The sequence below is a fragment of the Polaromonas sp. P3_B1 genome, from assembly GCF_056402935.1.
On record NZ_JBFUGK010000039.1, the window covers coordinates 17,902 to 31,569 of the forward strand.

The following is a 13,668-nucleotide window of genomic DNA, read 5'->3' on the forward strand; positions in this document are numbered from 1 at the left end:
TGACAATCGGAGGACTTGCCTTTTTCGTTTGCCATCAGCCATGCTTGCCGTCGCCACCACCGTCAAACTGCTCGCTGAAATTGCGCTGCTCGCGCTGGCCGGTCAATGGTTGCTTGGCTTGCTCGCCGGCGAGGGGCGGGGCAGCAATCCGTTCTATCAACTGCTGCAGTTGCTGGGCCGGCCCTGGGTGAAGGCGGCGCGCTGGATTTCGCCACCCGTGGTTCTGGAGCGTCACCTGCCGCTGGTGGCCTTTCTGGTCCTGGCCTTGGTATGGGTTGCAGCGGCTGTCGCGAAAGTCCGCATCTGCCTGGAAATCGGGGTTGCGCTGTGCAAATGAGCTTGCCGCTTGCGTCCACTCTGCATTACCACTTCCTGAAAGCGCAGGCCTTGCTGCTGCTCGCGGCCGGCAAGCGCGCGGCCGCGTTAGCGAGGTTCGCGCGAATGCTGCGCTTGCGGCCGGCTGATCCATACGCCCTGGCCAGCCGTGGCCATGTAGAGGCGCAACTGCATCTCATGCAGGAGGCGATTGACAGCCTGCGCCAGCTCACCGCAGCCTGGCCGCAGCAGGCCGCAGGCTGGTTCAACCTGGCTTATGTATTGCAGCAGGCTGGGTACCATGAGGAAGCCGGTCCGGCCTTCGAGCGTGCGCTGGCGCTCGACCCACGCCTGGACAGGGCCTGGTACGGCCTGGCGATGGTGCGTATCCACCAGCAGCGCTGGCAGGAGGCTGCCGATGCGCTGGAGCACAACACCGCGCTGCAGCCTCTGGGCCCTTATGGCTGGTACCGGTTCGCGCAGGTCTCGCTGGCGTTGGGCGATGTGGGCAAGGCGCGCAAGGTGATTGCCCACCTGCGGCGCTTCGAGCCGCGCGTGGCCGCGCAGCTCGAGCGTGAAAACGCCGAGGCGCTGCGGGCGGGCAGGGCGCTTGACGAGACAGTTCATGCAGCCCGCTGACAGCCATCGCCGTTACTGGCGCAAGAACCTTGCGGTAACGGCCGTGCTGCTGCTGGTCTGGTTCGGCGTGACTTTCGGCGTGAGCTACTTTGCACGCGCGCTGAGCTTCCGGTTTTTCGGTTGGCCCTTCAGCTTCTGGATGGGCGCGCAAGGCGCCTTGGTGGTGTACTGCCTGATCATCGGCCTTTATGCCTGGTACATGAACCGGCTCGACATTGAATACGACGTGGCGGACGAGGACTAAATGGCCGGCTTTTTCGGTTCGCGCGACGGGGTCATGCTGTCCAGCCAGCAGTTCAAGGCGCAGCTCAACCGCGTCTACCGCTGGTATACGGCAGGCTTGGTGGTGTTCGTGCTCGTCCTCGCGGGCCTGGAGCGCATGGGCCTGCCGCGCTTATGGATAGGTACGGCCTTTTTGCTGGCCACCATTGGCTTGTATGCGGGCATTGGCATCATGAGCCGCACCACCGACGCCGGCGAATACTATGTGGCGGGCCGGCGGGTGCCGGCGGTGTACAACGGCATGGCCACCGGCGCCGACTGGATGTCGGCCGCTTCATTCATCGGCCTGGCCGGCACGCTTTACCTCAYGGGCTACAACGGCCTGGCCTTCATCATGGGCTGGACCGGCGGCTACTGCCTGGTCGCGCTGGTGCTGGCGCCCTATCTGCGCAAGTTCGGCCAGTTCACCATTCCCGACTTCCTGGGGGAGCGCTATGGCAAGCTGCCGCGCCTGCTCGGCGTTGGGGCCGCCATCCTGTGCTCCTTCACCTACCTGGTCGCGCAGATTTACGGCGTGGGCCTGATCACCTCTTACCTGACCGGCATCGCCTTCGAGCTGGGCATTTTCCTGGGCCTGGGCGGCATCCTGGTGTGCTCCTTCCTGGGCGGCATGCGCGCCGTGACATGGACGCAGGTGGCGCAGTACATCATCCTGGTGCTGGCCTACCTGATTCCGGTGGTGTGGCTCTCGGTCAAGCAGACCGGTGTTCCGGTGCCGCAGCTGATCTACGGTTTCCAGCTTGAGAAAGTCAGTGCCAAGGAAAAAGAGCTGGCCGCGGACCCCAAGGAGGTGCAGGTGCGCGAATTGTTCAGGGAGCGTTCGCAGGCCTTGTCCGGCAAGCTGGCACACCCGGCAGAAGCGCTGGCCGCCGACAAGCTGGCGGCGGCCAAACGCATGGAGCAACTCAAGGGCGGCAGTGCCTCGGTGGCTGAAATCACCTCGGCGGCGAAGATCCTGGCTACCATGCCCAAGGACGAAGCGGCCGCCGTCAAGGCCTGGACGGCTGCGAAGGCGGCGGCCGAGCTCAAGACCCAGCCGCTCAACGGCATGCCCGCCCATGCGGCGCAGTTTTCGGGCGACCCCGAGGGCACGCCCAGGGAGCAGGAGGCCTATGACACCTCGCGCCGCAATTTCCTGGCCCTGGTGTTCTGCCTCATGGTGGGCACGGCCGCCTTGCCGCACATCCTGATGCGTTACTACACCGTGCCCAGCGTGCGCGAGGCGCGGCAGTCGGTCACCTGGTCGCTGTTTTTCATCTTTTTGCTGTATTTCACGGCACCGGCCCTGGCCGTGCTCGTGAAGTATGAAATCTTCACCGTGCTGGTCGGCACGCGCTTTGACCAGCTGCCGTCCTGGGTCGGTGCCTGGAGCCGGGTGGACCCCAGCCTGCTGTCGGTGAGCGACATCAACCGCGACAACATCCTGCAGCTTAATGAAATGACCATAGGCGGCGACATCATCGTGCTGCTCACGCCCGAACTGGCGGGCTTGCCCTATGTGATTTCGGGCCTGGTGGCGGCCGGCGGGCTGGCCGCGGCGCTGTCGACCGCCGACGGCCTGCTGCTGACGATTGCCAATGCGCTGGGCCACGACCTCTATTACAAAATGATCGACCCCAACGCCTCCACCGTGAGTCGGGTGACGGTGTCCAAAATCCTGCTGCTCATCGTGGCCCTCCTGGCGGCCTACGTGGCGGCCCAGAAACCGGCGGACATCCTGTTCCTGGTGTCGGCGGCGTTTTCCTTCGCCGCCGCGTCATTTTTTCCGGCGCTGAGCCTGGGCATCTTCTGGAAGCGCGCCAATGGCATAGGCGCCGTCCTGGGCATGATGTCGGGCCTGGGCGTGACCTCGTACTACATGTTCACCAACCAGCCCTGGCTGCGCGCCACCTTCGGCATCAGCTCGCCGGTCCAGCTGTGGTGGGGCATAGACCCGATTTCAGCAGGGCTGTTCGGCGTGCCCGTGGGTTTTGCCGTGATGATCCTGGCCAGCCTTTCCACCCCCGCGCCCAGCCAGAAGATCCAGGATCTGGTCGAATACATCCGCTACCCAGACCTAAAACGGCTCTAAAACCCGGCCGGAGCGGTTATTCGGGGGCTTTTCGGCGATTTTAGGGCCTTTTCTCCAAAAAATGGGCCGGACCCGGACCCCTTTCCTTTACCAGCATGAGCCGTGGAACCGGCTTTGCCGGGCCACAGGCGGGCGGCCCCCTCGGGGGGCAGCGACCCACACGAAGTGGGGGAGCGTGGGGGTGCTATAATCATGGGCTTCGCCTTGCTGCACCCTTAACGACGCTGGGGCAGCTTTAACCAACCACAAGGAGAGTTTATGCGTCACTATGAGATCGTCTTGCTGATCCACCCGGATCAAAGCGAGCAAGTCCCAGCCATGCTGGAACGTTACAAGGGCATGATCACCGCCGGCGGCGGAAAAGTGCACCGTGTTGAAGACTGGGGCCGCCGCCAGCTGGTGTACCTGATCCAGAAGCTCGCCAAAGCCCACTACCTCTGCATCAACATCGAAGCCAGCCAGGCCGTGATGGAAGAAATTGAACACGCGTTCAAGTTCAACGATGCCGTGCTGCGCCACCTGACCGTGGTCAAGAAAAAGGCCGAAACCGGCCCATCCCTCATGATGCGCAACGTCGAGAGGGAAGAAGCCCGTAAAGCCCAACAGCAGGAGTATGCGGCTTAATTGCCACCATGCTGTTGAACGCCTCGCTGCCGCGCAGCTGCCATTGAGCAAAAGCCCGCAGTGAACCACGTTGAACTGACCGCCTGTATCGCCGAGGCAAGTCCTCTTCGCTACACGCCCGCTGGAATCCCCGCTGCCAATTTCGTCCTCGAACACGAGTCCGAAGTCATTGAAGCCGGAGTCACCAGACAGGTCAAGTTGACGGTCAGGGCAGTTGCCTTCGGAGCGCTGGCTGAGCAATCAGCCAAGTCACCCTTAGGCCAGCCCTTCAGGTTCACCGGTTTCCTCATCAATGCGCGCACCAGTAAAGGCGTTGTTTTCCACATTCAAGCTCTGCAGAAGGTAGAGCAAGTACTGAACCCCATTTAAGGAGTCCATCATGGCCGGACCAAAACGTTTCAACAAAGACAAGCGCCCCAAGCGCAATACCCAATCCCTGCTGTTCAAGCGCAAGCGTTTTTGCCGCTTCACAGCCGCTGGCGTTGAAGAAATCGACTACAAAGATATCGACACCCTGCGCGATTTCGTTGCCGAAAACGGAAAAATCATCCCCGCACGCCTGACCGGCACGCGCGCGATTTTCCAGCGCCAGATCAACACCGCCGTCAAGCGCGCTCGCTTCCTCGCGATGCTGCCTTACAGCGACCAGCACCGTACCCTGTAAGGAGCGCGACCATGCAAATCATTCTGCTCGACAAAGTCGTGAACCTCGGTAACCTCGGCGAAATCGTCAAGGTCAAAGACGGCTACGCACGCAATTTCCTGATCCCTTCGGGCCGCGCACGCCGCGCCACGGAAGCCAACAAGGCCGAATTCGAAGCCAAGCGCGTCGAACTCGAAAAGGCTGCGGCCGCCAAGCTGGCCGAAATGCAAGCCCAGGGCGAAAAGCTGAGCGGCACCACCGTCAAGCTCACGCAAAAAGCCGGTGTTGACGGCCGCCTGTTCGGCTCCGTCACCAACCACGACATCTCGGCCGAGTTGACCAAGCAGGGTTTCCCCGTGCTGAAGTCGCAAATCCGCATGCCCAACGGCCCGCTGAAGATCGTTGGCGACCACGCCGTGACCGTGGCCCTGCACACCGATGTGGCTGTGGACATCACCGTGACCGTGTACGGCGAAACCGCTTAAGCGTTTTTCCCTTCACAAAAAAGCCGCTCGCCGAGCGGCTTTTTTCATGGCCGGCCGCCGGTGCCGGCTGTGCACACCTTCCGGGTCCATTTCCACCCGATTTCCCCCGGTTATCCACAGCCTTATCCCGCGGTGTTTTGCGCCCACGGCGTACCATTCACCCTCTCCCAAGGAAACCCATGTCCGCCGTACTTTCCACCTATGACGATCCCGGCTACAGCCCCGACCGCCAGATCGCCCAGCTGCGCATTCCGCCGCATTCCATCGAGGGTGAATCCAGCGTCCTGGGCGGCCTGTTGCTCGACAACGGTGCCTGGGACCGGGTAGGTGACTTGCTGGTCGACGAGGATTTCTATCGCTCCGAGCACAAGCTGATCTTCGCCGCCGTGGGCGCGCTCATCAATGCGAACAAGCCGGCAGACATCATCACCGTCTACGAATACCTGCAGAACCAGGGCAAGGCCGACGACGTAGGAGGCCTGAGCTACCTCAATTCGCTCGCGCAATACGTGCCCAGCGCCGCCAACATCCGCCGCTACGCCGAGATCGTGCGCGAGCGCTCCATCCTGCGCAAGCTGGTGTCGGCCTCCGACGAAATCGCCACCAACGCCTTCAACCCGCAGGGCAAGGACGTCGCCACCATCCTCGACGAGGCCGAGCAGAAGATCTTCAAGATCGGCGAGCAGGGCTCGCGCATGAAGGAAGGCTTCCAGAGCATGGACACGCTGGTCGTGAGCCTGCTGGACCGCGTGACCGAGATGGCCGAGAACCCGCAGGACGTGACCGGCGTGCCTACGGGCTTCAGGGATTTTGACCACATGACTTCCGGCCTGCAGGCCGGCGACCTGATCGTCCTGGCCGCGCGTCCCTCGATGGGCAAGACCGCGCTGGCCATCAACATTGCCGAACATGTCGCGCTGAACGAGGGCTTGCCGGTGGCGGTGTTTTCCATGGAAATGGGCGCGTCACAACTGGCCGTGCGTATCGTCGGCTCCATAGGCCGCATTGACCAAACCCATTTGCGCACCGGAGCACTGACCGATGAAGAGTGGCCGCGCCTGACCGAGGCGATTGAAAAATTGCGTACCGTCTCGCTGCATATCGACGAAACGCCCGGCCTGACAGTGAGCGAGTTGCGCGCCAACGCCCGGCGCCTGGCACGCCAGTGCGGCAAGCTCGGCCTTATCGTGGTCGACTATTTGCAGCTCATGAGCGTCTCCGGCGGCATGGCCGAAGAGAACCGCGCCACCGCTGTCGGTGAAATCTCACGCGGCCTGAAGATGCTGGCCAAGGAGTTGCAATGTCCGGTGATTGCGCTGTCGCAGCTCAGCCGCGGCGTTGAGTCGCGCACCGACAAGCGGCCCATGATGAGTGACCTGCGCGAGTCCGGTGCCATCGAGCAGGACGCCGACATCATCATGTTCATCTACCGCGACGAGTACTACACCAAGGAAGCCTGCAAGGAGCCCGGTGTCGCCGAGGTCATCATCAGCAAGCAGCGTAACGGCCCCACCGGTACGGTGAAGCTGGCATTCATCAACCGCATCACCAAGTTCGAGAGCCTCGCGCACGGAGCATCGGGAGACTTCTAGCCGTCGCGGCAGGTCAAGGCGTAACGCCCATTTCAGCGGGTGTGCGCCTTTTTTTGCGTATCACCGTCACGGGCCCTGCAGCACTTGCCATCGTCAATGCGGAAGTCGAGACGGGGGTGGAAGTCGGAGGTAGCACAGGCCTCGCGGAAAACAGGTGCTCAGCGCTGTTGATGGCGGCATCGACATCGCCGCGATTCAGTCGCTGGACCACGGAACCATTGACTTGCAGATAGCCACCGTCGCGCGCGATGGCCAGGAAGCCGAACTCCATCCCGCGGTGCACGGTTCCGATGACGCGGTAAGAGTCCACTGGCGGTATGGCCCACGGTGCTCTCAGAATTTTGTGCAAGCGAACCGTCAAGCGCTCGCTCATGCAGCTTCCTTCCTTGTTCTGGTATCGGATGGCATCGAGCCCTGGTGCCGCGATGGCCGAAGTCGGCATGCCGCGCCGCAGATCGGCGGTGCTTTTGTCGGTTGCGCTTTCTTGCATCGTCCTCCCCCTCTTCAAAAAATTCGCTGACGCTTTTTGGGCCAAAGCCAGCGATGGCTGCCCGGTGTGGATTGAAAGGTATTCGAGTTCGCGAAGGGATCTGCGCGGATTGTCTGTGCGCGGTAAATCTTTGTTGGATTTCCAGAGTCCGGCTTGCTTGGGCCTGTTCTTCGCCGCGAAGACTGGCTAGCATCCGCCGGGACGGCAAGGGTGATTCGCGTACGTCCTGAAACAAGGCTTGTTTCGTCCAGTCGTTTCGCTGGCATCCGAACCGTCGCTTGAAGTGGAAGTTTTCAACCAACTAACCTGCAAGGAAAAAACCTATGCCTACCACCTCGAATAACGCGGAAGCCCACACCTTGTCGCGTAACCTGACGTCCAATTTCAAAGGGGACGTGAACTCGCTCAACCAGAAGGTTGTCGAAGGCCGCATCCTGGAAACCGCCATCGCCCAGCTCGCGGGCCGGCCCGGCTTCAACCCGGCCGCGATCAGCATCGTGTTCGGCCTGAAGTGGTAACCACCGGCTAGCCGCTGCGGGGCACGCATTCTTTTTGCGAGCCCCGCCCCGGCTCCGTCTCTTCATCCTTGTTGCCATCCCATGTTTCGTTCAGCCATCGTCAAACTGACTGCGGTGTGCGACATCGACTGCAGCTATTGCTACATGTTCAACCAGGCGGACCGCACTTTCGAGCGCATGCCGGCACGCATGGCATTGCCCACGGCCTTGTGCCTGCTGGATCGCATTTGCGACTACCACCCGCGGGGCGAGCCAGAGCCTTTTTCCATCGTCCTGCACGGCGGCGAACCGATGCTCTGGCCCGATGCGAGCTTTGCCGAACTGCTGTCGCAGGTCGCCATGCGCCGCGATCGGGGCTGGAATCTCGACGTCGCGATACAGACCAACCTGGTGCAGCCGATCGCGCCGCAACTGCTTGCCCTTTTTCGCGAACATCGCGTGTCGCTGGGCGTCAGCCTGGACGGTCCACGCGAGGTGAACGATGCCGCACGCGTGGACAAACTCGGCCGTGGCACCTATGCGCGTGTCATGGCCAACGTCGAGCGTATGCTGGCCGACGGCGACGGCGGTTTGATCGGGGGCTTTCTGGCTGTGGCCAATCCTTTGTTGCCTCCGGCGGAGTTCCTCGCCTGGGTGCGCAGCCTGCCGGTATCCAAAGTTGATGTTTTGTGGCCCATCGAATTCAACTGGCGCCACCCTCCCTGGCCGCTGGGGGCATCACAGGCCTATGCCGCCGCGCCGCGCTACGGCACCTGGTATGCCGAATTGTTTCGTGCCTGGTGGGCGCTGGACGATCCGGGCGTCACCATCCGGCTCTTCAACAACCTGCTTCACGTTGCGCTGGGAGGGCAGGGCCATATCGATGCCCTCGTGAACGATAGCTACAACATGTTCGTCGTCAATACCGACGGCAGCTACGAATACCCCGACTACCTGCGTGTGGCCGGAGACGGCTCGGCCTGCACACCCTTTCACATCAGTACGGACGGCATTGCCACGCTGGCTGCGGATCCCTTGTTCGCGCGACTTCTCAAGCTGCGCGACGAGCTTCCGGCGAAGTGCGCCGGCTGTCGCCACCGCCGGATCTGCGGCGGCGGCTTCCTTCCCGGCCGTAGCGATGCGAAAGACGGCATCGCGCAGCGCGAGTCCGTGCTGTGCGCGGACCAGATGCATTTTTTCGACGCCGCGCTCGGCCTTATCGAATCTTCCCTTCAACAGCGAGGTGCCCATGTCCACAGTGATCCGAAAAATACCACCGTCGCAGGCTTTCAAGCCTGAATTGCAGTGCGCCGATTTTGTCGAACTGGCCTTGATGCCGGACGCCGTGATCACGGCCGAACTGGTCCGTGACTCCGCTTCTGACCGCCTGGACGACTTTCGGGCCCTGGCCGACATCGTGCGGGTTTCGCCTTCGCTGGCCGCGCACCGTGAACGCTGGCAACAGGCGGCGCTCGACCTGGAAGCGCTATTGCCGCATGAGCGCATCGCCATCGGTTCGTCGCCGCTGTGTCGCCACTGGCTGCACGCGACAGGGCGCGCGCTAATTGCGGGTGCACCGGCTGTGGCGGTCGAGCCCTTGCTCGCATCGGTCGCAAATTACGTGCCGGGCTTCATCGAGATGCCGCCGGGCAGCAGGGTGCTGATGTCACGCGGCGGTCGCATCGAGACCTGGGATTGCACCAGCTGCGTCGAATTGCCGGCTGGTCATGGCGACGGTCCCTGGTTATGCCGGCGCAAGGGCGCGTGGATTCATCTGAGCCGTCCGTCCGCGGGCGGTCAGACTTTGACTTCCTTCCTTGTTGCTCCGGCGGCGGTACTGCCGAGATCCCACATCGTGGTCCGCAATGACTTGCCGGGTCTGCGCGTGTCACTTGACGAGACACGTACACCCGAGCGCGGCAGCGCCGTACGCGAACAGGAGACCGACGTGCGCGAACGCTCCTACCCGCAGGGCCGCCACCGTCCCATCGTGGAGGCTGCGCAAGCACTGTTGTCGACCTGGCCCGAGGAGTACGAGGACTGGCGCCGCATGATGCGCGTGGTGGTGCCGCGCCTGCCGCCGCCAGGCTGGCAGATGGAAGGGTTCACGATCTCCTCCATGCAGGGGGCGGCATGGATCCATCCGTCCAATACCCTGCGTACCCTCGAAAGCCTGGTCCACGAGCACAGCCACGTCAAGCTGCGCTATGTCGAGGAAGCCGTTCCGTTGCTGCAACCCGTTCAGACCGATGCGCGTTTTCCGGTCGGATGGCGCACGGACCCTCGCCCCATTGTCGGCATCTTCGAAGGTGTGTACGTGCACCTGCACTGTGTCATGGCGCTGGTTCGCTACCTGCAGGATATCGGCCTTGATGCCACGACGCGGCACGACGCCGCGACTCGCCTCGACGAGTTGCGTGTGCAGGCGCGCGAGGGATTTGAACTGTTGAGCCGGCACGGGCACTTCACCAAGGCCGGCCAGGGCTTTCTACGCTGGGCTGGATCCACCCTGCGCGACTATTGAGCCGCCGACCCCCTGGATGGGTATCAGAGGAAAAGCATCAGGGAGAGCGCCGCCTCAGCGCACGCACTCAAAGCCGTACTGGCCTTCAGCCGGCTTGGTGATCAGGCGGGCATGCCGGCCGCCGCGCTTCTGGCATTCGGTCTCGGCAATCTCGGTGGCGTCCGGCAACTGCGAAGGGCGGCCTTTGACGATGATCATCTTTTCGTTGGTGCTCAACAGTTCGGCAGCGCAGCCGGAGAGGACGGCAGCCGTTAGCAGAAGCGAAGACAAGAGATAGGGGTTTTTCATGAGAATTTCCTTGAAGGGATTAATGTAATCGGTGCTGTCGGCGTGCCATGCTATGCGTTGGCGCGATGTGCAACTGGACTGGATAATGGGTACTCATACGAGAAGACAAGAACACAGGAAAGAGGGACCACGATGTTGCGTTTGACCTTGCTGGTTGTCGGCGTTCTGGGAGCGGGCTTGTACAACCTGGCATGGGCCGGTGAAAACCTCCGTGCGTTTTCGTCCGACTTGCTGGCCTTTGAAAGCCGGCAGGTGCTGCTGTCGGGCCCGCCCGTCAAGTATTCTGACCCTGAGCATGGCGCGAATCTGCGCAAACTGCTGGATCCTGCCCGGGCATCAGGCATTGTCGATGAGTACCTCGACGGGCTGGCAAAAAACGCCGCCGAGCCTGAGGTCCCCAAACTGATACAGCCCTTGCTGGTGCGCTATGAGAAAGCGTTTGCCGCCAATCCTCGCGCCTATGAGGAAGAGTATCTGGACGCGCTCAACTGGAGCGTGCTGGTCGTGGAGCGCGGTGCCCGGACAACCGCCCAGGCATCCACGCCCGCGTCCGCTGGTTCCACGGAAGAGCAGGCGGCGATGCAGAAGCTTGTCGAAAGCCTGAAGGGCTTGACGAACACCATGTTGGGACTGCTGGCCCAAAGCATCCGGGACAAAGTGGCCAAGGGGATGTTCAGTGATCCGGGCGCGAAACGCGCGCTGGCGATGGCCGACAGGCTTAACCCGCAGCCTGCGGGTGTCGCCGTTGCCGTGCCCGAGGCTCCGGCCCAGATGCGCACGCGCAAGGTTGCGAGCGGCGAAGAAGTTTATCGCGCGCAATGCGTGGCCTGCCATGGCACCGGTATCGCGGGCTCGCCGAAGCAGGGCGACGTCGCCGCCTGGGCGCCGCGTATCCGTTCGGGTTTGCCGTCCATGCTTCAGTCCACCGTCAAGGGCAAGGGTGTCATGGCTCCCCAGGCGGGTGGTGACTTTACGGAACTAGAGCTGGCCAGGGCCGTGGCCTATCTGGCCAACACCGCAGGGGGTAAATTTGTGGAGCCGCCTTTGCCCGCCGGGCATCCCGGTACGGTCACGTTCAAGCTCGCTCCGCCAAGGGTCGCCACTCCCCGAGCCCCAGAGATTCCCTATTACGCGATGAATGCCAGCCAGAAAATGGGGCTGGGTGAACGCACCTACCAGTCGAACTGTGCCGCATGCCATCAGGCCAATGGCCGTGGTGCCGGGCCCATTCCAGATCTGAGCAATGCGCCTACGCTCGCCAAAAACGATGCGGCCATCGGGATCATGCTGAACGGGTCAAAAAACGGCATCATGCCCAGGTGGGTTGCGCTGCGCAACGAAGAAATCGCCGAGGTTATCAACTACGTCCGTTTTAAATTCACCAGCCTGTTGGTCGAATTCGTGACACCCGAAGAGGTTCAAGCCCGCCGCAAGTAAAAGGAAAAGGGCGCTCCAAGGGGCCGATGCACGGGAGTGCGCCTGGAAACTGATGGCCGAGTGGTTTTTTCACGGCAGACCCAGCGCCTGGTACACCCGCAGTGCCCCATAGGCGTCATTGGCCGCGTAGACGATCTGCGCCTCGGTGAGCCTTTCGTTGGCCCAGTTGGAGGTCGCCGCTTTTTTGGACTTGAGAAAGCGCTTGTTGAACATCACCGCCACGGCGCCGCGCACGCCCATGTCCTTGCGGTAGCCGCGCTCGCGGAACACCACGTTGAGGTCCAGCACACCCTGCAAATCCACGCCCAGCTTGCGGATGATGCGGCGCTGGTCGTCGCCCAGGCCGAAGCCGGCCTTGGTGACGGCCGGCGAGCCCAGCAGCAGGCCCACGGCGCGTCGGCATTCGGCGTCTTCGAGCTGGAAGATCCAGGCCTTGTGAAGGGTCGCGAGTTGCACGATGTGCGGCCCATCCGAGGCCTCATTCTTGGCAAAGGTGGGTTTGGATTCGGTATCAAAGCCCAGCACCGTGGCGCCGGCCAGGTCCGTGAGTGCCTGGGCTGCCCGGTCGGCTGTGGACACGACTTCGATCTGGTCCAGGCCCAGCCGCTCGAAGGGTTCGAGCAGCGCGATTTCTTCTTTACCGGGGGTGGGATGGCGCTCGGTCATAGGTATCCATGCAAAAAGGGCGTTTAAAAACCAGGATAGTCAGGGCTAGAGCTTACAGTCGGGGTGGGACGCCATTCCGGGCAACCCGCTTCCTGATTTCACCATGGCCGCACAAAGCATCACCACCGAGCATTACAAGCTCTTTCCATCGCCGCGTAACCGGCATCGCACGATTTTCCTGCACCAGGTGTTTGTGCCGCACTCCTACATGCTCATCGACATGGAAAGCTACCAGCTCAAGGGCAAATACAGCCTGTTCGGGGCTTGCCGGCTCGCCGACATGCGCATGGGCCAACTGGTCACACTGGAACTGGCCGAAGACGAAGCGACCTTCAACGCCAGGTTCGTGCCGGATTGAGGCGCCTCGCCGCCCGGGCCTAACGGACGGCGCCCACGCCGCGCAGCATTTCATGCACGTCGTGCGTCATCACGGCCAGGAAGCCCGCCAGTGCCAGGTAATAAAACCCATATTCGAAACGCGTGGCCGCGCTGACCGCGTAATAGGTCTGGGCTTCTTCGCTGTCGGATTTGTAGCGTATGGGCCTTGAGCAACTGCGGCGCGGCCAGCAGCGCCATCAGGATCAGCATGGGGCTGGGCCGCCAGAAGAACAAGGCCACCAGCACCGGAACCCCCAGCAGCCACACGCGCGGCGACAGCACGGCGGTGATGCGCCCGCCGTCAAACGGCGACAGCGGAATCAGGTTGAAGAGGTTCAGGAAAAAGCCCGAGTAGGCAATCGCGAGCAGCAGGTTGCTGTCCTGGTCGCGCGCAAAAAAGTAGCAGGCCAGCGCGCCTATCGTGCCCAGCAGCGGTCCGCCCAGCCCCACATACGCCTCGGTTTCCGCGTCGTGCGGCATGTCCTTGAGTTCCACCCACGCGCCGACGAATGGGATGAAGGTCGGTGCGCCCACATTCAGGCCGCGCTGGCGGGCGGCGATGTAGTGGCCCATCTCATGCACGAACAGCAGCACCACAAAACCCACCGCATAGCGCCAGCCGAACAGCAGCGCATACGCGAACACCGACACCAGCATGCTGCCGCCCGTCAGCAGCAGCTTGCCGAATTTGGCGCCGGTGAAGAGCAGCAACAGGAGTTTGGCCATATCGAAGCGTT

General features: G+C 62.4%; 18 protein-coding genes and 1 pseudogene. 15 read left to right on the plus strand and 4 right to left on the minus strand.

All coding sequences use genetic code 11. The annotated features are described in order from the left end of the window. Positions 1–40 precede the first annotated feature (40 nt). The 9 genes from AC1DXS_RS19885 to dnaB all read left to right on the plus strand — a co-directional run bounded on the left by AC1DXS_RS19885 (position 41) and on the right by dnaB (position 6,651). The gene (locus AC1DXS_RS19885) at positions 41–337 is read left to right on the plus strand and encodes a hypothetical protein (RefSeq protein WP_477739192.1); all 297 of its coding nucleotides are present in this window, start codon (positions 41–43) and stop codon (positions 335–337) included. Further along, complete coding sequence (locus AC1DXS_RS19890) at positions 334–954, plus strand: tetratricopeptide repeat protein (protein WP_477739193.1); 621 nt, start codon at positions 334–336, stop codon at positions 952–954. Before AC1DXS_RS19885 ends, AC1DXS_RS19890 begins: the two co-directional genes overlap by 4 nt. After that, positions 941–1,198: a DUF4212 domain-containing protein gene (locus tag AC1DXS_RS19895; protein WP_477739194.1), complete on the plus strand. Its 258-nt coding sequence runs from the start codon at positions 941–943 to the stop codon at positions 1,196–1,198. Before AC1DXS_RS19890 ends, AC1DXS_RS19895 begins: the two co-directional genes overlap by 14 nt. Further along, positions 1,199–3,307, plus strand: coding sequence for a sodium:solute symporter family protein (locus AC1DXS_RS19900; RefSeq protein WP_477739195.1), 2,109 nt, complete (start codon positions 1,199–1,201; stop codon positions 3,305–3,307). It abuts the gene before it with no gap. Positions 3,308–3,565: 258 nt separating this feature from the next. After that, the gene (rpsF, locus tag AC1DXS_RS19905) at positions 3,566–3,931 is read left to right on the plus strand and encodes a 30S ribosomal protein S6 (protein ID WP_007871089.1); all 366 of its coding nucleotides are present in this window, start codon (positions 3,566–3,568) and stop codon (positions 3,929–3,931) included. Between the two features lie 60 nt (positions 3,932–3,991). Beyond that, on the plus strand, positions 3,992–4,300 hold the full coding sequence (gene priB / locus AC1DXS_RS19910) for a primosomal replication protein N (RefSeq protein ID WP_477739196.1): 309 nt from the start codon (positions 3,992–3,994) through the stop codon (positions 4,298–4,300). 10 nt (positions 4,301–4,310) lie between these two features. Continuing rightward, positions 4,311–4,595: a 30S ribosomal protein S18 gene (gene rpsR / locus AC1DXS_RS19915; RefSeq protein WP_007871078.1), complete on the plus strand. Its 285-nt coding sequence runs from the start codon at positions 4,311–4,313 to the stop codon at positions 4,593–4,595. 11 nt (positions 4,596–4,606) lie between these two features. Continuing rightward, entirely contained in the window at positions 4,607–5,059 is a 453-nt protein-coding gene (gene rplI / locus AC1DXS_RS19920) for a 50S ribosomal protein L9 (RefSeq protein ID WP_007871075.1), read from the plus strand. Positions 5,060–5,238: 179 nt separating this feature from the next. Continuing rightward, a complete protein-coding gene (dnaB, locus tag AC1DXS_RS19925) occupies positions 5,239–6,651 on the plus strand; it encodes a replicative DNA helicase (RefSeq protein WP_477739197.1) in 1,413 nt (470 codons plus the stop codon). Positions 6,652–6,664: 13 nt separating this feature from the next. On the opposite strand, the gene AC1DXS_RS19930 is transcribed toward dnaB, so the two are convergent. Beyond that, positions 6,665–6,961 (minus strand): hypothetical protein, encoded by a 297-nt coding sequence (locus AC1DXS_RS19930; RefSeq protein WP_477739198.1) that lies wholly within the window; start codon positions 6,959–6,961, stop codon positions 6,665–6,667. A gap of 61 nt (positions 6,962–7,022) precedes the next feature. Here AC1DXS_RS19930 and AC1DXS_RS19935 point away from each other — a divergent pair, with 61 nt between their 5' ends. The 4 genes from AC1DXS_RS19935 (at position 7,023) to AC1DXS_RS19950 (ending at position 10,162) form a co-directional block, all read left to right on the plus strand. Continuing rightward, positions 7,023–7,331, plus strand: a complete 309-nt coding sequence (locus AC1DXS_RS19935) for a hypothetical protein (RefSeq protein WP_477739199.1) — start codon at positions 7,023–7,025, stop codon at positions 7,329–7,331. Between the two features lie 133 nt (positions 7,332–7,464). Next, a complete protein-coding gene (locus AC1DXS_RS19940; RefSeq protein WP_007871063.1) occupies positions 7,465–7,659 on the plus strand; it encodes a hypothetical protein in 195 nt (64 codons plus the stop codon). Between the two features lie 81 nt (positions 7,660–7,740). After that, positions 7,741–8,937, plus strand: coding sequence for a radical SAM protein (locus AC1DXS_RS19945; RefSeq protein WP_477739200.1), 1,197 nt, complete (start codon positions 7,741–7,743; stop codon positions 8,935–8,937). Continuing rightward, entirely contained in the window at positions 8,888–10,162 is a 1,275-nt protein-coding gene (locus AC1DXS_RS19950) for an aKG-HExxH-type peptide beta-hydroxylase (RefSeq protein WP_477739201.1), read from the plus strand. The genes AC1DXS_RS19945 and AC1DXS_RS19950 overlap by 50 nt, the downstream gene beginning before the upstream one ends. A 54-nt stretch (positions 10,163–10,216) precedes the next feature. Here the strand turns inward: AC1DXS_RS19950 and AC1DXS_RS19955 are convergent, their stop codons facing one another. After that, positions 10,217–10,450 carry a hypothetical protein gene (locus tag AC1DXS_RS19955; protein WP_477739202.1) on the minus strand — a complete coding sequence of 78 codons (234 nt, stop codon included), beginning with the start codon at positions 10,448–10,450 and terminating at the stop codon, positions 10,217–10,219. A 132-nt stretch (positions 10,451–10,582) separates the two neighbouring features. On the opposite strand from AC1DXS_RS19955, the gene AC1DXS_RS19960 reads away from it, so the two are divergent. Then, positions 10,583–11,887, plus strand: a complete 1,305-nt coding sequence (locus tag AC1DXS_RS19960) for a c-type cytochrome (protein WP_477739203.1) — start codon at positions 10,583–10,585, stop codon at positions 11,885–11,887. A 69-nt stretch (positions 11,888–11,956) separates the two neighbouring features. Here AC1DXS_RS19960 and AC1DXS_RS19965 read toward each other — a convergent pair whose 3' ends face one another. Then, the gene (locus AC1DXS_RS19965; protein ID WP_477739204.1) at positions 11,957–12,553 is read right to left on the minus strand and encodes a 3'-5' exonuclease; all 597 of its coding nucleotides are present in this window, start codon (positions 12,551–12,553) and stop codon (positions 11,957–11,959) included. 103 nt (positions 12,554–12,656) lie between these two features. On the opposite strand from AC1DXS_RS19965, the gene AC1DXS_RS19970 reads away from it, so the two are divergent. Continuing rightward, complete coding sequence (locus tag AC1DXS_RS19970) at positions 12,657–12,911, plus strand: hypothetical protein (protein ID WP_477739205.1); 255 nt, start codon at positions 12,657–12,659, stop codon at positions 12,909–12,911. Positions 12,912–12,930: 19 nt separating this feature from the next. Here AC1DXS_RS19970 and AC1DXS_RS19975 read toward each other — a convergent pair. Then, a pseudogene (locus tag AC1DXS_RS19975) lies at positions 12,931–13,657 on the minus strand (site-2 protease family protein). Between the last annotated feature and the right edge of the window lie 11 nt (positions 13,658–13,668).